Origin of the sequence: Klebsiella sp. MBT K-1 (assembly GCF_002556465.1) — a bacterium.
Taxonomy (GTDB): domain Bacteria; phylum Pseudomonadota; class Gammaproteobacteria; order Enterobacterales; family Enterobacteriaceae; genus Klebsiella; species Klebsiella grimontii.
The window spans coordinates 320,703-341,205 of sequence record NZ_PDEL01000002.1 but is presented as its reverse complement, the minus strand read 5'-3'; the positions used below and the strand labels follow the sequence as shown (position 1 = coordinate 341,205).

Below are 20,503 nucleotides of genomic sequence, written 5' to 3'. Positions count from 1 at the left end.
CACAATGAACGACTCCTTATTACGCCATCGTCTGTGGATATTCTTATTTTTAATTGCGGTGCTGAGCTTCGGTACAGGGCTTTGTTACTGGCAAATGCAAAAAAAAGTGGATAACGATATTCATGCGCGGCTTCAGCAGGCGATAGCCAGCCTTGATGTGACCGTTTCTCATGCGGAGCAGGCCGCTAATATGGCTGAACCGTTCTATGGGAAAAGCTGTAATGAGAATGTCCTGACGGAGCTACGCACGCTGGTGGCTACTATTCCCGATGTGCGCACGGTGAATTTAGGTAAGGATAATGAAATATACTGCACCTCGGTTTATGGCGGACGGAAATTTCAGTTCGATCGCCGCCAATATACGCATGGCGCTTTACGTCTGCTGAGCGGCAGTGAAATCACGCCGCTCCATCCATTGATGGTTTACAGCGAACAGGACGACCGGGGAAATACGATTCTGGTGGGCGTGGATGGCTATTATTTATACAACATTTTAAACGTTCTCGACGGCGACGCTCATCTGTATCTTCAGGTTGGCGACCGGGTAATGACCCATAAGGGGGAAGTGACGACGACCCCGGGTATTCGCGTTCCTGTACGCATGGAATCAGAGCAGTTTCACTATTCGGTTATTGCCGACCGCCACTACGCGTCCGGCCCCGGCGCATTTATCCGTTATGAACAACACACCCTCATCGCCATTATTCTGGCCTCCCTGCTGCTGACATTTTTGTTCAGAAACTACCTCCGCTACCGGAATACGATTGAGTATCAGCTCAGGCAGGCTATCGAACTCAAACAGCTCAAACCCTATATTCAGCCGATTATCGGCAGCGACACCGGTCAGATCGTCGGCGGCGAAGTGCTGGTGCGCTGGGAGCATCCAAAACAGGGGTTTATTGCGCCGGATAAATTTATCTCCGTCGCCGAACAGACCGGTCTTATCAAAGAAGTGACGGCGATTTGCTTTGCTGAGGTGAGTCGCCAGCTCCGGCGACAGCAGTCCGTCATTCCCGCGGGGCTGCTTATCTGCTTTAACACCAGCTCGGTAAACTTCCAGGACGACGAAATTGTGACCCTGTGCCAGACGTTTACCCAACAGATGAAAGCGGCAAAAGTACGCCTTGTCCTGGAGATAACCGAGCGGGAGTCGATTGCAAATACCCTGCAGACGTCAGCGGTGACGGACCAACTCAGGCGTATTGGCGTGCAGTTTTCGCTGGATGATTTTGGTACCGGGTATGCAAACTACAGCTACATCCAGCAGTTTAATCCGGAGATTATTAAAATCGATAAAGTCTTTACCTTCAACATTGTGACCAATAACGCTTCAGCGCTGGTGGTGATGAATATGGTCAATCTGGCGAAAAAATTTCATTGCCAGATTATTGCCGAGGGCGTTGAGGATAAAGAGCAGCTTGAGATGCTCAAAAATATGGGCATTACCCTCTACCAGGGCTACTACTTTTCAAAACCGGTGCCGGTTGATGAATTTATTGAGATGCTTCCGCACACGTTTCTCCAGCGCAGAGAGGGCGAGTAAAGGCGGCTGTCCCGCCTTATCAAAACTCAGGAAATTAAAAGGTGATCGACTCGGCAAAACCGAGTCGTTATTGCCTGTTTCACCCGAAAGTTTGGCATGATTGAGAAACAACTCAACAACATGGAGGTTGTCTTGTTCGAATCTCACCTCAATATTTTTATCCGCGCGGTTTTTGTCGAGAATATGGCGCTTAATTTTTTCCTCGGCATGTGTACTTTTCTCGCTATCTCGAAAAAAATCGATGTCGCATTTCGTCTCGGCGTGACGGTAACAGCGCTGCTGGCGATAGCGACGCCGATAAACAACCTGATTTACAATCATCTGCTGAAAGAGAACGCTCTGATCGAAGGGGCCGATCTGAGCTTTCTCGATTTTATCACTTTTATCGGCGTTCTCGCGGCGCTGGTGCAGATCCTCGAGATGGTCATCGATAAATACTTTCATGCGTTAAACCACGCTTTAGGCCCGTTTCTGCCGTTATTAACCATTCACTGCGCCATTTTCGGCGCGACCATTTTTATGGTGCAGCGTGAATACAGCTTCTTTGAGTCACTCACTTACGGTACCGGGTGCGGTATTGGCTGGGCGCTGGCGATCGTGGCGCTGGCCGGCATACGCGAAAAGTTGAAATACGCCAACATGCCGAAGGGGTTGCGCGGGTTAGGCAGCGTATTTATTACCGCCGGGCTAATGTCGCTGGGGTTTATGTCATTCGCCGGCATCTCGTTGTAGCCGGAAAGGGACGTTATTCTGCCGTCCAGACCCCGGGTCAGAGCGGCAGAATGGGGATGACCGGATTACCGTTCCGGCCACAGGCGTCAATTTTTGGCTACGGGCTACTGCTGAAAGTTAAATGCGTCGGGATGATTTTCCAGGCTGCCGCTCAGGGCGGCAAAGAGCACCGTTTTACCATCGATGGAAAGATCGTCGCTAACGTTAAGCCAGGTCAGTTTCTCCTGGGCGGTTTTTTCATCAACGGTAGAGAAAAGCCCGGTCATCTGTCTGGACTTTTCAGACCACAGCACGGCGAAGCGTTCCGTCGCGCAATCGTGGGGTTTACAGACGCTGAGTACCTGATAAGTCTCTGCGCCAAGCTTCACCGTTCTGGCAGGCGAGGCGGTTCCGCCCGTCTTTACCCAGGCGGGCAGAGGGTGATCTTTTACCATTTGACTAAAGGCTGCCGGTTCCTTTTTGACCAGACTGTCCAGCGTCAAATCGTCTTGCGCCACGGCATTGGTTGCTGCAGCCAGCAAAACGATAGCGGTTAATTGTTTAAGCATGATATTGCTCCTGCGAACTTTCTGCTTCCGTTTAATGTCCGGGGATAAGCCGGCGAGTCAAACTGTAAGATATTTCTGATTAGGTGTTTTTGGTTTGAACCCAAAACGCGTGAATAAGCCCTGGAATATAACCGAGGATGGTTAAAATAATATTGAGAATGAAGGCCCAGCCAAACCCTTTACCCAGCAGCACGCCGAGTGGCGGTAGAATAATCGTCAACACAATTCGCCAAAAACCCATAATATCTCCCTGCTTAGTGAGTTAGCTCATGGTTATTTTAGCGGTTACGTCTGGTTTTGCAAATTTTAACTTTTTGAATAATAAGACTGCTAATATTACCAGCGCCTTGATACTACATATTTAATAAAGAGAAAAGTCGCAATTCACCTTTTTGACATATATAAGATTATTCTACGATATCGCTACATCAGCCGCGCTGACAGAACAAGAGCGTTCCAGCGTAAACATGTTTAAACGTCAATAAGGTATGCAGGTAACGAGGCGGGAAGTGCGCTACACTCGCAGGCAGTTTTATCCAATCGTAAAATGGCGGCGGCATGGGCAACATCATCCTGTATAAAGTTATCGTCATCATGGTCATTGTCTGGTGGGGCTGGAGTCTACTGAGGAGTAAGCAGAAAAAGCAGAGCCTGGAGCCCGCCATTGCGCAGGCGAATGCCAGAGAGCGTTATCAGTGGCGTTATTTCAGGTGGAGCTGGAGAGGTGTGCAAATCGTCTGCGGTTTTTATTTGCTGATAACCCTCATCCAGTTCCTTTTACGCTACTAGCGTCCGTCGCTGCGGCGCGCGAATAGAGCACGCCACAGCGACGATCTCTCTTATGCTACCCCGGTGCCGCCATCAGAGCACCAGACCTGGCCAGAAGCGTAGGAGCACGCGTCGGAAGCCAGGAGTACGTAAAGGGGCGCTATCTCAACCGGCTGTCCCGGTCTGCCGAGCGGCGTATCCTCGCCAAACTGCTGAACCTTCTCCTGCGGCTGTCCGCCGCTTGACTGCAGAGGCGTCCAGTACGGGCCCGGCGCCACGGCATTAACGCGGATACCGCGCGGACCCAGCTGCTTTGCCAGCGATTTCGTAAACGCAACGTTGCAGGCTTTGGTCTGGGCATAATCCAGCAGGATCTCGCTGGGTTTAAACGCCTGGACGGAAGAGGTGTTGATGATAGCCGCGCCCTCAGACAGATGGCGAAGCGCGGCTTTGGTTATCCAGAATGGCGCATAAACGTTGGTTTTAAAGGTCGCGTCAAAAGCGGCGGTAGTCAACTCTTCGATGGATTCGCAATACTGCTGCCTGCCGGCGTTGTTAACCACAATATCCAGCCCGCCAAGCTCCGCGACCGCCTTTTCGACCAGGGTATCGCAAAATGATTCAACCCGGATGTCGCCGGGAATGGCGACGGCTTTTCTGCCCTCGGCCTGTATCAGCGCGATAACGGCAGCCGCGTCGGATTCCTCCTCCGGCAGGTAGCCGATCGCGACATCCGCGCCTTCGCGCGCGAAGGCGATAGCGACTGCCCGGCCAATACCCGAATCACCGCCGGTAATCAGCGCTTTTTTCCCCACAAGCTTCCCGGAACCGATGTAGCTGGTTTCGCCGTGGTCGGGAAGGGGCTTCATTTCCGATGCCAGCCCCGGGGGTTGCTGCGGCTGCTCGACAAACGGCGGAAGTGGATAGTGTAGCGTTGAATTATTTCCTGTTGTCATACCGGCCTCCTTAATAAATGAAATTTAAGATTAGTCAATTATTGCGCATGGGGGATAAAAGAAAGGTAAACCAGGAATAATTAACTGCTTAAAACCAGGAATTATTTACCTGACTTTTCAGCCTATATGTATTACAGCCAAGGTCTTTATAAATAACAGACCCAACGCCGCCAGCACACTTGGCTCATCCTGGTCTAATCTTATATTTCATGCCGCGTTATCTGAATAAGTCGCCTGAGGACATTGAATGGAATCCATATCGTTTCACAAGCATTGGGGGGCGGAGTTTATTGCCGCTGATACTGTCCGTTTTCGCGTCTGGGCAGAAGGTCAAAAGACAATGACGCTGAGCCTGAAGACGCGGGATATTCCGATGGAAGCCGCGGGTGGGGGCTGGTTCCAGATTGACGTCCCTGGCGTAAAGCATGGCGATGAATATATGCTCCTTTTAGCCGACGGCAGGCGTATTCCCGATCCGGCCACGCGCGCGCAGCGCGATGATGTTAACGGTCCCTCGGTAGTTATCGACCCCAGGCTTTTTCAGCCGGTTAACCGCGTCTGGAAAGGGCGGCCATGGGAAGAAACCGTCATCTATGAACTCCATCCGGGCACCTTTACGCCAGAAGGCACCTTTCTGGCCGCCATCGATAAGCTGCCTTATCTGGCAGAGCTGGGGATCACCCAGGTCGAGATTATGCCCGTTGCCCAGTTTGGCGGTTCCCGCGGCTGGGGTTATGACGGCGTATTACTTTACGCACCGCACGCCGCGTACGGCTCGCCGGGGGATTTTCACGCCTTTATTGACGCCGCCCACGGGTTAGGGCTTTCGGTGGTTCTCGATATCGTTCTCAACCATTTTGGCCCGGAAGGCAACTATCTCTCTTTGCTGTCGCCGGGCTTTTTTCATCAAAACCGAATGACCCCCTGGGGTAACGCTATCGCCTATGAAACCGAGGCTGTGCGGCAGTATATTACCGAGGCGCCGCTGTTCTGGCTTACCGAGTACCATCTTGATGGGCTGCGCTTTGATGCCATCGATCAGATTGAAGATCGCTCCGCCAGGCATGTGCTGATAGAGATCGCCGAAAATATCCGCAAAGCCATCCCCGACCGCCATATCCACCTCACCACCGAAGACAGCCGGAACGTCATTTTCCTCCATCCGCGCAATGAGGATGGACAAACCCCGCTGTTTACCGCCGAGTGGAATGATGATTTTCATAACGCCGCCCACGTTTTCGCCACCGGCGAGACGCACGCCTATTATCAGGATTTTGCGCATCAGCCTGCCAGTAAGTTCGCAAGGGCGCTGGCCGAGGGATTTGTCTACCAGGGTGAGCTTTCTGCGCAAACCGGAAAGCCCCGCGGCGTGGCCTGCGCCGCTCAGCCGCCGCAGTTTTTTGTCGACTTTATTCAGAATCACGATCAGACCGGAAACCGTGCGCAGGGGGAAAGGTTGATCTCCCTTGCCGGCGCCGGGAAAACGCGCGTTTTGCTCGCCGCTTTGCTTCTGTCGCCGCATATTCCTTTGCTGTTTATGGGAGAGGAGTTCGGCGAGAGCAATCCCTTTTTGTTCTTTACCGATTTTCAGGGTTCCCTCGCGACGGCGGTGCGGGAAGGGCGGGCAAAAGAGTTTGCCGGACACGCGGGGCACGACGAATCCGTCCCGGACCCGAACGATCCCCTGACCTTTATTCGTTCTAAGCTCGACTGGCAGAAGGCGGCAAGCGAGGAGGGGAAATCCTGGCTGCGCTTCACGCGCAACCTCATCTTGCTGCGCCATCGCTATATCGTCCCGCTGCTGGCGGCAGGGGGCGGCGTCGAGGGCAAGATCCTGCACACGGAGCCGCAGGCGCTGGCGGTGAGCTGGCAATTTGCCGGCGGGACGCTCTCTGTGGCGCTGAATATCGGCGAGGAACCGCTTGCGATGCCGGAAATACCTGGCGAGGTCATTTTTAGCTGGCCGGAACAGCAGGAGGCGTTAACGCCAGACAGTATTGTTGTCCGTTTTGCACATGGAGAAGCCTCAGTATGATCCCTTCCGCGACTTATCGCATTCAGTTCCGTAACGGCATGACCTTCGATCGCGCGGCGGCGCTGGCCCCCTATCTTCAGGGGCTCGGTATCAGCCATCTTTACGCCTCGCCGATATTTACGGCGACCACCGGCTCCACCCATGGCTATGATATTACCGATCCTAACGAGATCGACCCGGCCATCGGGGGCCGCGAAGGGTTTGATCGGATGGTGAAGGCGCTGCGAAACGCGCAAATTGGCCTGATCCTGGATATTGTGCCTAACCATATGGCGACCTCGCTGGAGAATCGCTGGTGGCGGGACGTTATCGAGCAGGGCAAGAACAGCCGCTGGGCGAATTATTTCGATATTGACTGGACGCGTCCCGTTACGCTGCCGTTTCTGGGGGATACCTTTGAGGCGGAACTGGAGAGCGGGGCGCTCGAACTGAAACGCGACCCTGCAACCGGGAAACCGGCGTTCATCTATTATGACCAGGTCTGGCCCCTGAATCCTCAAACCCTGGCGACAGGTGAGCAACTACTAACATCCCCGGATCGCGACGCCATTCTGGCGCTGCACGAGGCGCAAAGCTGGCGCCTTATGTCCTGGCGGGAAGCGCCCAGGCAGCTCTCCTGGCGGCGTTTTTTTGAAATTACCGGCCTAATTGGCGTCAGGGTTGAAGACCCGGCGGTGTTTGACGACACCCATCGACTTATCCTTGAACTGGTGCATTCCGGCATCGTCGATGGTCTGCGTATTGACCATATCGATGGCCTTGCCGACCCGCTGGGGTATCTGCAGCGCCTGCGCCAGGCCACCGGGCCAGAGTGCTACATTACGGTGGAAAAAATCCTCGCGAAGGGCGAACAGCTGCCCGCAGACTGGCCGGTGTCCGGCACCACAGGGTATGAGTTTATCGCTTCGCTGGCGGAAGTGCTGGTGGATGACAATAACCTCGACCAGCTGCAGCAGGTGCATGACGACGCGCTCGGCGGAATGGTGGATCGCCACAAAGCGCTGCGCGAGGCGAAAGGCCTGATGGCGGATCGCAATTTTGAGGGTGAATTTACCACTTTATTGAAGCTGGCCAGCGAACTGGCGCAGCGTAACGGCATGGCGGTCGAGAGTGACGCGCTGCGCCACGCCCTGCGCGAACTGCTGCTGGCCTTCCCGGTCTATCGTACCTACGGCACCGCCGAAGGGCTGACCGCTGGCGATATTACGCTGTTAAACCGGGTGGTTGACCAGGTGAACGCCGAAGAAAACCGACCCGATGCCAACGCGCTTAACGTCATTATCGCTATCCTGACCGGCAATCTGCAGGCGAGCAGCCTCGACATCGCTTCACTCTTCAGGACCCGTTTTCAGCAGCTCACCGGGCCGTTAATGGCGAAATCGGTCGAGGATACGCTGTTCTTTCGTCATAACCTCGACCTGGCGCTGAATGAAGTTGGGGCCGATCCTACGCCTCGCGCCTTCTCATTGTCTCGCTTTCATCAGGAGATGCGCATCCGTCTTGCGCGCCAGCCCGATGCGCTGCTGGGGACGTCGACGCACGATACGAAACGCGGGGAAGATGCGCGGGCCCGGCTTTACACCTTAACGGAAGCCCCGCAGCTGTGGGCGGAAAACCTTGCGCGCTGGCGTCAGATGAATCAAACCCATGTGCGTTTTTTGAACGACGGCACGGCGCCGAACGCGGCGGATACGTGGATGATCTATCAGGCGCTGGCGGGCGCGTGGCCTGCAACACTGCTGCCGGACGATGCCGAAGGGCTGAAATCGCTCGAAACGCGTTTTCTCGCTTTTATGGAAAAAGCGCTGCGCGAGGCCAAGCAGAGAACCGACTGGATCGACAGCAATGAAAGCTATGAGAGCGTGGTGCTTAATTATGTGCAGCAGCTATTTTCTGCGGATAATTCGCGCTTTCTCAACGATTTTCACATTGCCTTGCAGCCCTTTATCCGTGCCGGACTGGTAAACAGCCTCAGCCAGACGGTGATAAAACTGACTGCGCCCGGCGTGCCGGACATTTATCAGGGGAGCGAGGCGCTGAACTTCAGTCTTGTCGATCCGGATAACCGACGTGAACCCGATTTCGCCGTCCTTGCGCAAAACCTTCATACCGGGAATGCGGGTCTGTTCACCCGCGAACCCGCCTGGCGAGACGGGCGCCTGAAACAGTACGTTACCGCTTCTTTTCTCCGATTAAGACAGCGGCATTCAGCGCTCTTCCATTATGGTGACTGGGTACCATTAAAAGTCTCCGGGGAGAGGGAAGATAATCTTATTGCCTACGCGCGCATCAGCGGAGAGGAGGCCCTGATCGTGGTGGTGCCTCGCCTGGCGTTTGACGTTGCGGCGCACGGATTGGCGGAATCTTCCGCAAGGCTATGGGGCAATACTGTGGTAACCATACCAGACGATCTGGCCGGGAAACGTTTTCGCGATGTGTTTAGCGGCGAGAGCCGTCTGGTGGAAACGTCGCTCGAACTGGCGTCAACATCCGGGTGGTTGTTGACGCTTATTAGCGCTGAGCTACGGGGAGAATAACGATGCGCAAGGAAAAAGCTTTTGCAATACGGCCCGGCGACAGCCAGCAGTTGGGGGCTCATTTTGACGGAAAAGGCGTTAACTTCGCGCTCTTCTCCGCGCACGCTGAACGGGTTGAGCTGTGCCTGTTCGATCCTTCGGGGAAAAAGGAAATAGCCCGGCTGGAACTGCCGGAATATACGCACGAAATCTGGCACGGCTACGTGCCCGATCTTCAGCCTGGGGCGTTATACGGTTATCGCGTCTACGGCCCTTACGATCCGGAAAACGGGCATCGTTTTAATCCGCATAAATTGCTTATCGACCCCTACGCGCGGGAGCTGGCAGGCGATATCGCGTGGAACGACGCCCATTTTGGCTATGAGCTGGGGCATGAGGAGAAAGACCTCAGCTTTGATACCCGCGATAGCGCGCCTTTTACGCCGAAATGCAAGGTTGTCGACCCGGATGCGTGCGACTGGCAGGGGGAAAATCGCCCCGACATTCGCTGGCCGAATACGGTGATTTACGAAACGCATGTGAAAGGGTTTACCCAGCTTAATCCGGCGCTCCCCCCCGAGCTGCGCGGCACATTCGAGGGGCTTGGGCATCAGGCCTCCGTCGAGTATATCAAAAGCCTCGGCATCACTTCCGTTGAGCTGCTGCCCGTACATTGGTTTCCCGACGACCAGCATCTGCTTGACCGGGGACTAAAAAACTTCTGGGGTTACAATACGCTGGGCTTCTTCGCCCCCGCGTCCCGTTACTACGGGCCCGCGGGTATTGCCGGGTTCCGCAATATGGTGCGCGCTTTTCATGACGCCGGTATTGAGGTGATCCTTGACGTGGTTTACAACCATACCGCTGAAGGGAATGAGCTGGGCCCGACGCTCTCATTTAAGGGCATCGATAATTTCTCCTATTACCGGACGATGCCGGATCGGCATCGCTATTACATCAATGATACCGGGACGGGAAATACGGTGAATACGTCCCATCCCCGGGTGCTGCAGATGGTGATGGATTCGCTACGCTACTGGGCTCAGTCCATGCACGTTGACGGCTTTCGTTTTGATCTTGGAACCATTCTCGGCCGTGAACCAGAGGGGTTCGATCCGCGAGGCGGTTTTTTTGACGCCATAACCCAGGATCCCGTGCTGGCAAAACTTAAACTGATCGGCGAGCCCTGGGATATCGGCCCCGGCGGCTATCAGGTTGGCGGTTTTCCGCCGGGCTGGGGAGAGTGGAACGACAAATACCGCGATACGGTGCGGGAATACTGGAAGGGGGATAACGTGTCTACCGATTTTGCCGCCCGTTTGCTGGGGTCGGGGGATCTGTACGATTTACGCGGCCGTCGTCCGTGGGCCAGCGTCAATTTTATTACCGCTCATGACGGCTTCACGTTAAACGATCTGGTTTCGTATAACGAGAAACATAATGAAGCCAACAGTGAGGATAATAACGACGGGCACAATGATAACCGTTCCTGCAATTATGGCGAGGAAGGGCCGACAGAAAATCAGGCTATCGTCGCGGTCCGTGAACGCCAGAAGCGTAACTTCCTCACCACGCTATTTTTCTCCCACGGCACCCCGATGCTGCTGGCCGGGGACGAATTTGGCCGTACGCAGCAGGGAAATAATAATGGCTACTGTCAGGACAGTGAGATTTCATGGATCAACTGGGAAGCGCTGTCCGAAGATGACCACGCATTACGCCATTTCACCCAGCGCCTGATCGCGCTGCGCGCGCAACAACCGCTTTTACGCCGTGAAAGCTGGCGCGATGGGCTCGAGATACGCTGGTTTAACGCCGGCGGCGGTTTGCAGCAATCTGAGCAGTGGGATGAAGGGTCAACGTTAGGCCTTGCCATCAGTCGACCCGATCTCGAAGAGGAGGAGGGGATCTGGCACGACGTTCTGATGCTGTTCAATCCGTTTGAGGGCGATGTTGCGTTCCAGATACCGCAGTTCGGCGAAGGCGGCTGGGTTCTTGAGCTGTCGACCGCTGAAGTGAAAAGTGACGGCGTCACCATTACGGAAGCGATTGATTTTGTTCTGGCCGGGCGCAGCATTGCGCTATTCAGACGGCCTTAGCGTACAGGTAAACCCGGCGTTGAATGCCGGGTTTATATTGTCATTATTGATGCAGCGGCTGACCGCTGGCGGCAAGGATGGATTCATGCATGGCTTCAGAAAGCGTTGGATGAGCAAAGATCATCGATAAGAGACTCTCATCTGTAGCCTCCAGATGATGCGCGATACCAAAACCCTGGATCTGTTCAGTGACCTGCTCACCAACCATATGCGCGCCCAGTAATTCGCCGGTTTCGGCGTCGAAAATAGTCTTTACAAAACCCTCCGTCTCACCGCTGGCCAGCGCCTTACCATTCCCCTGATATGCGAACTTACCGACCTTGATTGGCCGTCCCGTCTCGCGAGCCTTCGCCTCTGTCAAGCCCAGGCTGGCAACCTGTGGCCGGGCATAGGTACAACCGGGCACATAGTCGCGGTTAAGAGGGCGTACGCCTTCGACGCCAGCCAGCGTCTCGACGCAGATCACGCCTTCGTGGCTGGCTTTGTGCGCCAGACACGGCGGGCCAGCCACATCGCCGATAGCATAGAGGCCAAATACGTTGGTTCGGCAAGCTGCATCCGTCTTGATAAACCCGCGGTCCAACTCAACGCCCAGCGCTTCCAGCCCCAGGCCTTCCACATTAGGCTGCACGCCCGCTGCCAACAGCACACGTTCGACTTCCAGTGTCTGTTCGGCGCCGGTGGTTTTCAAGGCGCAGCGCACGCCCGTATCGGTGCGCTTTACCTGCGTCAGCAGCGTTTGGCTATGGACGTGTATACCGCGTCGTTCGAACGATTTACGCACGGTAGCGGATACTTCGGCGTCTTCAACGGGCAGAATCTGCGCGGCTTGTTCGACCAGCGTTACGTTGCTGCCAAGATCGTTATAAAGGCTGGCGAACTCCACTCCGATGGCCCCTGAACCGATGATTAATAGAGACTCCGGTAAGCGCTCAGGCTGCAGGGCCTCGAAATAGGTCCAGATTCGCTCGCCATCTGGCTCGACTCCTGGCAACGCTCGCGGCCGGGCGCCAGTCGCAAGGATCACATGATCAGCGCGATAGTCTCGCTCTTCCCCCTGGGGATCGGCGACCGTGACTTGCCCCTTACCGCACAGCCGGGCGGTGCCGGCTATGACCGTCACGCCATTTTTCTTCAACAGGTACTCGACACCTCCGGTCAGCTGTTGCGACACGGCGCGGCTAAACTGCACCAGTTTCTGCAGATCAAAACTCACCTCGCTGAGACTAAAACCCAGCCGATCGGCATGCGCAATAGTGTGCGCCACCTCTGCGCCATGCAGCAGCGCCTTGGTTGGAATGCATCCCCAGTTCAGGCAGATGCCCCCTAAATGCTGCTTTTCCACCAATGCGGTACGAAGCCCTAGCTGGCCGGCACGAATGGCGGCGACATACCCCCCAGGCCCGCCACCTATTATCAGTACATCATATTTGTCGTGCATAGCTCGTCTCCCCGATAAACAACAGCGTCGGTGTTTCAACCAGCCGCTTGAGCGCCTGGAGAAACGCCGCGCCTGACGCCCCATCGATGACCCGGTGATCGCAGGACAGCGATACGGTCAGTTGATGGCGGACGACGATCTGTCCGTCGCGAACTACCGCTCGGGGCTCGCCTGCGCCAATCGCAAGGATCGCGCCCTGAGGTGGGTTTATGATGGCGTCAAACTGCCGTACTCCGAGCATGCCCAGGTTTGACACGCTAAAGGTGCCGCCCTGGAACTCTTCGGGCTTGAGCATGCCCGCCCGGGCTTTGGTTATCAGAGAATGAACTTCGTTTGATATGTCGCTTATCGACCTGCTGTTGGCCGAACGTACGATAGGGGTAATTAACCCGTCCGGCAGCGCAACGGCCACGGAAATATCGGCATCGGCAAAACGTCGGATGCTCTGGGTCGCCTCATCAAACTGTATGTTGACGTCCGGCACCGCTATCAGCGCCATGGCGCAGGCCTTAACCAGCATATCGTTAACCGAAATCTTGACGCCGGGTACTTCGCTGTTGATTTCCTTACGCAATGCTAAGAGTCGGTCCAGGTCGAGATCGACGGTCAAACGGAAATGGGGTGCATGTTGCTTGGACATTTGCAAACGGCCAGCGATCGCTCGCCGCATACTGGACATCGGCAACGTCTCAAAGGCTGTCGCTGACGTGGCTTGTGGAGCTCCGGCCTGGGGTAGCCCATCAAGCAGCAAAGCGGCCGCCAGCACATCATCGCGACTCACCCGTCCAAGTGAACCGCTTTTGCGGCAGTCGTGCAGGTTGATCCCCAGTTTGTTGGCCAGACGGCGCGCCAACGGGGTTGCCGAGACCTGGCTATCATCGGTATGCGATCGCGGCGCTTTGCCGGAACGAACTGGCGGCGGTAGAGAGGCGACGCGGCCGCCTGCGGCAACGATCGCGCTCTCCAGGTCAGCCACGGAGATACGCTCGCCGCGCCCGCTACCGTGGACCTTTTTCAAGTCAACGCCCAACCGCGCAGACAGCCGTAACGCATGGGGAGTGGCATTCACCTGAGTCGGATCGGTTTTGCCTTGCAGGCTGATGGGTACCTCGGTCTGCCCAATGGATGCCGCAGGCTTATTGGCGGGGGCCGATACAAAGGAGGGCGCCGCGGTCGCTACAGCAGGCTCGGTAGTCTGCGTGACAGGAGCTGCTGGCTGCGCCGCGGCCAGACTGGCAGCGAAGGCATCCAGTTCAGCATCGCTTACCGCAGAGTCAGCGACCAGCGCCAAAACAGCGCCGACCGGGAGGGTATCTCCCACTCGGGCGATTATCCGCCGTAGCGTACCGGCGAAGGGGGCCTCCAGAACATTGACGATTTTGCTGGTCTCAATTTCACAGATTTCCTGCCCTTTGGCGAAGCGGTCACCCTCCTGGATGGCCCACCGCGCGAGCACGCCTTCCTCCATTGAAAGACCCCACTTCGGCATTTCAAGTGTCCTGATATCGCTCATAGCTTAATCCTCCAGCACTTGACGGACGGCAGCTTCGATACGTTCAACGCCAGGGATCCAGAGTTTTTCGAGAGCAGGGGAGAACGGTACCGGGGTGTGTGGTGGTGTCACCAGAACAATAGGCGCTTTGAGGAAATGGAATGCCTGGGAAGCAATCAGCGCGGCGACATCATGAGCAAAGCCAAAACGCGCGGCTGACTCGTCGACAATGACCACGCGGCCCGTAGAAGCCACGGATTCCAGAATACCTTCTTCGTCCAGAGGCGAGATTGTACGTGGATCGACCACCTCCACCGAGATCCCCTCCCTGGCCAGTTTGTCGGCGACCTGGTTTGCTTTATGTACCATTGCCGACAACGCGATGATGGTGACATCCTCACCTTCACGGGTATAGTTAGCGACGCCCAGGGGAATGGTATAAATCTCGTCAGGTACCTCGCCCTTGAGGTCATAAAGCATTTTATGCTCGCAGAACACCACCGGATCGTCGTCGCGTATCGACTGGATCAGCAGCCCTTTGACATCATAAGGTGTCGATGGCACGACCACCTTGAGCCCCGGTGTGGTAGCAAAAATATTATAGGGTGACTGCGAATGCTGGGCTGCGGCAGAAAAACCAGCGCCGATCATGCCCCGCATCACCAGCGGCGCCTTAGCCTTGCCGCCAAACATATAGCGGAACTTTGCTGCCTGGTTGTACAGCGCATCATGGCTAACACCGAAAAAATCCATAAACATCAGCTCCGCCACCGGCCGCAGACCCGTTGCTGCGGCGCCGGCAGCCATGCCGACGATCGCCGACTCCGTAATGGGGGTGTCGATCACCCGGTCGGAGCCGAACTGCGTCCACAGCCCTTTAGTGACTCCGAGCACACCGCCAAAAGCCTCTATCCTTGCTTCTTCTGGCGCATTTCCGCCGTGACCGCCACGCAAGTCTTCACCAATCAGAACGACGCGTTCGTCGTGCTCCATTTCCTGGGCCAGGGCTTCCTTGACCGCTTCTCGATAGGTTTTTATAGGCATTGTTATCACCCTCAGTATGAGACGTAAACGTCTGTAAGCAGGTCTTCCGGTGCCGGGTAGGCAGCAGCGCGGGCTTTGAATACAGCATCATCGACAAGTGCTTCAACCTCCGCGTCGATCGCCGCCAGTTCCTCAAGGGAGATGTGTTGTTTGACCCTGGCGGTGAAAATCTTCAGCGGATCATGTTGTTCGCGCAGACGTTGAACTTCGCCCTCAGCACGGTAAAGCGCCGGATCGCCCTCAAAGTGACCGTGCCAGCGGAAAGCTTTGGCCTCAATCACGCTTGGGCCTCCACCTTCTCGGGCGCGCTTGACTGCCTCTGCGGTGGCATCGTAAACGGCAAAGAAATCGGTGCCATCAACCGTCACTGCCGGTAAACCGAAGCCCGCGGCGCGCCCGGCGATATCACGACCACCGACGGCGTAGTCATGGCCCGTTCCTTCGCCATAACCGTTGTTCTCGAAAATAAAGATGGCAGGGAGTTGCAGCACGACTGCCATGTTGATGGCTTCAAATACCAGGCCCTGGTTAGAACCGCCGTCACCGGTAAAAGAGACCCCAACGTTACCGGTCTTAAGGGTTTTGGCCGTCAGCGCAGCGCCGATGGCTAACGGAGGGGCGCCACCCACGATAGCGTTCGCGCCCAGCATACCTTTCGACAGATCGGCAATATGCATTGAGCCCCCCTTGCCCCGGCATAATCCGCTGTCCTTACCGAATATTTCAGCCATCATGCCGTGAATATCGCAGCCTTTGGCAATACAGTGGCCATGTCCACGGTGCGTGGACCCAATGAAATCAGCGTTAGTCAGATTTTCGCAGACCCCCACCGCAATGGCTTCCTCACCGGTATAAAGGTGAATGAAGCCTGGAATATCACCGCTGGTGTTTTCCTGATGCAAACGCTCCTCAAACGTCCGGATTTCGCGCATCTTACGGTAAGCCTGGAGTAAAGCCTGTTTGTTAAGCATCACTTAATTCTCCTCAGTAAAGGTCGTCAGGCGGGCAGGCTGGAAGCCCCTTAACCACGCCGATGCAATGAATCTACGAGTGCGACGAGGAGGTGCGAAGCCACCTTCATGGGGGGGTAGGAGGGGGTTTACATGCTTGAGGTCAAACTTTATAAATTTTATGTATCTATCGAGAGGGGCGGTTCCATGTCGTCCCGGGCTCTGGCGTACAATTGATAAAAAAAGAATACGGGTAGATAACCACGGATGAAGCCATCGGATGTTAAAAGTCGTCAGGCAACTTCACTGGTCTCCGGAGCACTGCGGCTGACCAGAGATTTGCCGCTAATCCTGACCAAATTCGTCCCGCCACGCTCTTCGATACGGCTGCTACAGCGCTCACGGCTTCTTTTACTCCTCGATCGCATGCAGCAACGCCGTCTGGGCGTGGTTTGCGCGGGCGCTGGATTTGGCAAAACCACGCTGTTGGCGCAGTGGTATCAGCACATGATTGCCCGGGGCGAACGCGTTGCCTGGCTTAGCCTCGATGAGGATGATGATGGCGTATGGCAGTTCATTCCTTATCTGCTGCAAGCATTGCGGCCGCTCTATGGCGATTGGGACGCCGACTTTTGGCGCAACATAGAAGAACAGACGCCCTCCAGCTCGCAACAGCTGCTGGCCGGGTTGATTAACCAACTGCATTACTGTCCGCACGATCTGTATTTGATCGTTGATGACTTCCATATGATTAATGATGCCGGCGTATATGAAGCCCTGGGATATTTGCTCAAGCATGCTCCTGCCGCCTTGCATCTGATCATTGGCAGCCGTTTTCACCCCAGTTTGTCCCTGAGCCTGCTTCAGGCGCAGGACCAATTGGTGGAGATCTACGATCGAGACCTGCAATTCACGCTCGAAGAAACCAGAAACTATTTCAGCCAGACGATTGACGTACCACTCAGTAATCAGCATGTACAGCGGCTGCTTTCCGCGACAGAGGGGTGGATCGCCGGCATGAAAATCGCTTCGTTGTCCCCAGAATTGCTCAATGATCCAGAACATCTGCTGCGCAATATCCGTGGTGGAACCCGCGCCATCGCCCGTTATCTGAAAGAGGTAGTACTTGACCCATTGCCCGCGGAAATTTTTGATTTTCTTGTCAAAACATCGTTTCTTAATCGTTTAAATGCTGGGTTATGTAATGGGGTTACTGGGCGTGATGATAGTGAAGCGATACTGGCATGGATTGAGCGGCACAATCTTTTTTTGTCAGCCCTGGACGAACAAGGCTGCTGGTTTCGCTACCATCCTCTTTTGCAGGAAACCCTGCGAACGATATTGCAGCAGAACAACGATATCAACCTCAAGCATTTACATGAATTAGCCAGTCATTGGTTCGTTGAACATAGATTGTGGTCCGAGGCGGTACGCCACGCACTTGCTGCGGGCAAGCCGATCCATAACCCCGGGCAGGATGGCGCGGGCGCGCAGTCACTGGCGGAAGAAGGGGATATAGACACCCTGGTTTCCTGGATGCATCACTTACCTGCGAGTACTGACCCTTCGCGCATTGACCTGCAAATCAATCTGGCCTGGGCGCTGGCGCACTATTTCCGCTTCGATGAATCGAGGCAGTTGCTGGATAATCTTGACCAAATGGTCGTTAATCATCGTGATGATATAGCCCCCAACGCCTGGCTCAAATTACGTGTCGTGCGCGCAATTTGCGAAGCTTTTGCCGAGAAAATCCCGGAAAGCCTGGCGATTGTGGAGCCGTTGCTGGCTAAAGTGCCCTGCGGAGACACCTGGGTCGATGGTCTTATTTGCAATATTCTGAGCTACTGCCACGTGGTTAATCAGCGCTATACCGACGCTCTTGAGGTTCAGCGGCATATGCCTTGCCCGGAAAGTCCATTAGACAATCTGTTTGTCTCGGTTTATCGCGCTTTTATCATTGCTCAGTGCCATCTTGGTCAGGGGGACCTGGAGAACGCCTGGGGGCATGCAGAGAATGCCTTGCGCCAGGCTGAGCGTTATACCGGCCCCCAGTCGACCAGCGGCGCGACGCTTGCGCCGCTGCTGGCAGAAATGGCTTACGAGCGTAAGAACCTGGACTCCTTAAATACGCTGTTAGCAGATAGACTCGAATTCATCGATCGGTTTGGTCCGCCCGACGCCCTAAGTCGCTGCTATACCTATCTTGCGCGTCAGGCCTTGAATGACGATATGCCGCATGAGGCAGAACGGCTGCTGGAACACGCGCAGCGACTAGCGGTGTCTCGCGGATGGCAACGGCCGCAGGCTTTATTGTTAGCAGAGCAGGCGAGGGTGCGCCTGCAGCGCGCGAATTATCCAGGCGCAGAGCAGCTGCAACGGCAACTTGAACAACTGGCGGCCCGTGCCACAATTGATGCCGAAAATCCTTGTCAACGCGCAATAGCTCAGTATGCAATCGTCAGCCGCAGCCGCCTTCTTCTGGCGTCAGGCCAGGCCCCACAAGCCAGCCTTTTACTGGGTGAACTCGTGACTGAGCAGGAGCGTCGGGGCGACCGGCTATCCGCAGCGCGTCTTCGTACGCTATGGTCATTATCCTTGTGGAATAGTGGCGAAAACGCGGCTGCCGTGGCTGCATTGCAGCCCGCCCAGCAATTAGCGGCACAACAGCATCTCAAACGAATTTTTCTTGATGCTGGCGAGACATTGCAGCCTCTGCTTGTCCGTGTACGCGAAACCTCGGCAGCCAGCGAAGGGGATGCTCTTTGGCCCGGCAAAGGAAGCCAGTCTGAAGGCAAGCGGATTCAGCGTGAAAATCTTGATGTTAACCTGGATCTCAGTGAGCGAGAGCAGCAGATATTGCAGCTCATTGCTGACGGTCAGATGAACAAAGAAATCGCTCGCTCCTTGACTATCTCTACTGAGACGGTGAAATGGCACATCAAGAACATCTACGCCAAGCTCAAAGTCAGTAGTCGTACGCAAGCCATGAGTCGGGCTCTGGAAATGAAGTTACTGGATTAACCCAGACTCTCAAAAAAGTGCGTGGAACTAAGACGGGCATACTTTCACAGGGAGCAACAAAATTTGTGATGCGTAATTGCACGGTGCTGATCCGAGTGAAACTGCGCGTGACGGGAGGGGCTATATCCAGGCGTTGCGGCGGCAGGTGGATGACAAGATGGTGTTAGTTCTTTAGAGACTGAATGATTTGAATAATCCCGGTTCGGTGGGCGATATGGGTACAGGGGCGAATTGTGGCAACACGGCCTCCCAAATTCTATTTAACATAATATACATTATGCGCACCAATATTGTAGAGACTCAATGTTAATGTCTATCGCAGTTCATTCACCCGATTGATCGGCCAGTCTGCTATGACGTTAAGCACATGACGGAGGTAGCTTTCTGGATCCACGCCGTTCAGTTTGCACGTCCCGATCAGACTGTACAGCAACGCTCCTCACTCTCCTTATTTGGTGGACACCACTTTGTCGGATGCATCAGATTATGACCAGACGGCTTTCGCTGGACGCTTACGGTGAAACTGAGATAACGGAAAAACTGGGGTTCCGTCGTAGAACCCCAAACTGGGCCGAAAAAATTTAAGCCAGATGTAATCTGACAGACACCTGTATAAATAACCGTTAACTGTCAGATCAGATCTGAGCTAATACAGATAAATTTCGCTTTCCAGGCTGCCTCTCCTAAGTCCAATCCTGATAGCCATTTTCGTGAATCCAGACAAGCCCAGCAGGACAAGTATCAGATAAAAACCAATACCCATTAAAAGCGCCACACTCCATCTCTTCAGGAGAATTAGGGAAACTTTCTCTAAACTTAGAGACCTGTTCTTTTATTGTTCCCGTCCAGAACTCGCCACCGTTTCCAAGCTTCACTTTCCCCTCATACATTAAACGCTCAATAAACCAGAGAAATAACTCTTTCTCTTCATCAAATGACAGCGTTATCTTACCTGACAGGCTAGCTGGATGAATATTTTCCCAAATCGTAACCATTGATGCCCCTTCAAGGGCTTCCTTCCTTTTTTTATATTCATCATTTGTAATCATATTTAACCCCCTATCTAAACTTGAGCTCAAACTTATTGCCAGAGAGGTTTGAAGCTTTATTTATATCTTTATTGCCGATAATATCAATTGTCCATCGAGCTTTAGACTCTTGCGCACTAGCTGAATAGTTTCTCAGATTTATAATTTTCCCGTCATACTTAGCGTAGTACACAACACCTTTTGAGTTTCTCACCTCGATAAGAGGTGTGCTTCCAGCAAGTGATTGTGCATAAGTATAGATATCTTTATCATTAAGTGATTCTGAAGCCAAAACTTTTGTTGTGCCTTTCTTGTTACTTCCTCCATCGC

Annotated in this window: 15 protein-coding genes and 1 pseudogene; 7 read left to right on the top strand and 9 right to left on the bottom strand. The window is 54.5% G+C overall.

The features are described 5' to 3' along the window. The first annotated feature begins 4 nt into the window (after positions 1 to 4). Positions 5 to 1,543 (top strand): cyclic diguanylate phosphodiesterase, encoded by a 1,539-nt coding sequence (locus CMQ96_RS04120; protein WP_049090392.1) that lies wholly within the window; start codon positions 5 to 7, stop codon positions 1,541 to 1,543. Positions 1,544 to 1,663: 120 nt separating this feature from the next. Beyond that, positions 1,664 to 2,275, top strand: a complete 612-nt coding sequence (gene nqrE / locus CMQ96_RS04115) for an NADH:ubiquinone reductase (Na(+)-transporting) subunit E (RefSeq protein ID WP_255256979.1) — start codon at positions 1,664 to 1,666, stop codon at positions 2,273 to 2,275. A 104-nt stretch (positions 2,276 to 2,379) separates the two neighbouring features. On the opposite strand, the gene ivy is transcribed toward nqrE, so the two are convergent. Further along, positions 2,380 to 2,823: an Ivy family C-type lysozyme inhibitor gene (gene ivy / locus CMQ96_RS04110; RefSeq protein WP_049090393.1), complete on the bottom strand. Its 444-nt coding sequence runs from the start codon at positions 2,821 to 2,823 to the stop codon at positions 2,380 to 2,382. A gap of 79 nt (positions 2,824 to 2,902) precedes the next feature. Further along, positions 2,903 to 3,064 (bottom strand): YqaE/Pmp3 family membrane protein, encoded by a 162-nt coding sequence (locus CMQ96_RS04105; RefSeq protein ID WP_004120471.1) that lies wholly within the window; start codon positions 3,062 to 3,064, stop codon positions 2,903 to 2,905. Positions 3,065 to 3,381: 317 nt separating this feature from the next. On the opposite strand from CMQ96_RS04105, the gene CMQ96_RS04100 reads away from it, so the two are divergent. Further along, positions 3,382 to 3,612, top strand: a complete 231-nt coding sequence (locus CMQ96_RS04100; RefSeq protein WP_004137141.1) for a hypothetical protein — start codon at positions 3,382 to 3,384, stop codon at positions 3,610 to 3,612. Between the two features lie 50 nt (positions 3,613 to 3,662). Here CMQ96_RS04100 and CMQ96_RS04095 read toward each other — a convergent pair whose 3' ends face one another. Further along, complete coding sequence (locus CMQ96_RS04095; RefSeq protein WP_049090394.1) at positions 3,663 to 4,547, bottom strand: SDR family oxidoreductase; 885 nt, start codon at positions 4,545 to 4,547, stop codon at positions 3,663 to 3,665. Positions 4,548 to 4,794: 247 nt separating this feature from the next. Between CMQ96_RS04095 and treZ the strand changes: the two genes are divergently transcribed. Genes treZ through glgX form a run of 3 tightly spaced genes read left to right on the top strand, consistent with a single transcriptional unit; the run spans position 4,795 to position 11,197 of the window. After that, positions 4,795 to 6,582: a malto-oligosyltrehalose trehalohydrolase gene (treZ, locus tag CMQ96_RS04090; protein ID WP_098065996.1), complete on the top strand. Its 1,788-nt coding sequence runs from the start codon at positions 4,795 to 4,797 to the stop codon at positions 6,580 to 6,582. After that, positions 6,579 to 9,119, top strand: coding sequence for a malto-oligosyltrehalose synthase (gene treY / locus CMQ96_RS04085; protein WP_098065993.1), 2,541 nt, complete (start codon positions 6,579 to 6,581; stop codon positions 9,117 to 9,119). The genes treZ and treY overlap by 4 nt, the downstream gene beginning before the upstream one ends. Positions 9,120 to 9,121: 2 nt before the next feature. Further along, the gene (gene glgX / locus CMQ96_RS04080) at positions 9,122 to 11,197 is read left to right on the top strand and encodes a glycogen debranching protein GlgX (RefSeq protein ID WP_049090397.1); all 2,076 of its coding nucleotides are present in this window, start codon (positions 9,122 to 9,124) and stop codon (positions 11,195 to 11,197) included. A 43-nt stretch (positions 11,198 to 11,240) separates the two neighbouring features. On the opposite strand, the gene lpdA is transcribed toward glgX, so the two are convergent. The 4 genes from lpdA to CMQ96_RS04060 are packed head-to-tail and all read right to left on the bottom strand — an operon-like array spanning position 11,241 to position 16,145. After that, a complete protein-coding gene (gene lpdA, locus CMQ96_RS04075; protein WP_049090398.1) occupies positions 11,241 to 12,638 on the bottom strand; it encodes a dihydrolipoyl dehydrogenase in 1,398 nt (465 codons plus the stop codon). Continuing rightward, entirely contained in the window at positions 12,622 to 14,151 is a 1,530-nt protein-coding gene (locus CMQ96_RS04070) for a 2-oxo acid dehydrogenase subunit E2 (protein ID WP_098065990.1), read from the bottom strand. The genes lpdA and CMQ96_RS04070 overlap by 17 nt, the downstream gene beginning before the upstream one ends. A 3-nt stretch (positions 14,152 to 14,154) precedes the next feature. Next, on the bottom strand, positions 14,155 to 15,174 hold the full coding sequence (locus CMQ96_RS04065; protein WP_004137131.1) for an alpha-ketoacid dehydrogenase subunit beta: 1,020 nt from the start codon (positions 15,172 to 15,174) through the stop codon (positions 14,155 to 14,157). 11 nt (positions 15,175 to 15,185) lie between these two features. Next, positions 15,186 to 16,145, bottom strand: a complete 960-nt coding sequence (locus CMQ96_RS04060) for a thiamine pyrophosphate-dependent dehydrogenase E1 component subunit alpha (RefSeq protein WP_004137130.1) — start codon at positions 16,143 to 16,145, stop codon at positions 15,186 to 15,188. A gap of 246 nt (positions 16,146 to 16,391) precedes the next feature. Here CMQ96_RS04060 and CMQ96_RS04055 point away from each other — a divergent pair, with 246 nt between their 5' ends. Next, entirely contained in the window at positions 16,392 to 19,145 is a 2,754-nt protein-coding gene (locus CMQ96_RS04055) for a LuxR C-terminal-related transcriptional regulator (RefSeq protein WP_098065987.1), read from the top strand. 313 nt (positions 19,146 to 19,458) lie between these two features. Here CMQ96_RS04055 and CMQ96_RS04050 read toward each other — a convergent pair. Next, positions 19,459 to 19,593, bottom strand: a pseudogene (locus tag CMQ96_RS04050) (transposase domain-containing protein); the annotation flags it as partial. 235 nt (positions 19,594 to 19,828) lie between these two features. Next, a complete protein-coding gene (locus CMQ96_RS04045; protein ID WP_064342704.1) occupies positions 19,829 to 20,194 on the bottom strand; it encodes a DUF596 domain-containing protein in 366 nt (121 codons plus the stop codon). Positions 20,195 to 20,503 lie beyond the last annotated feature (309 nt).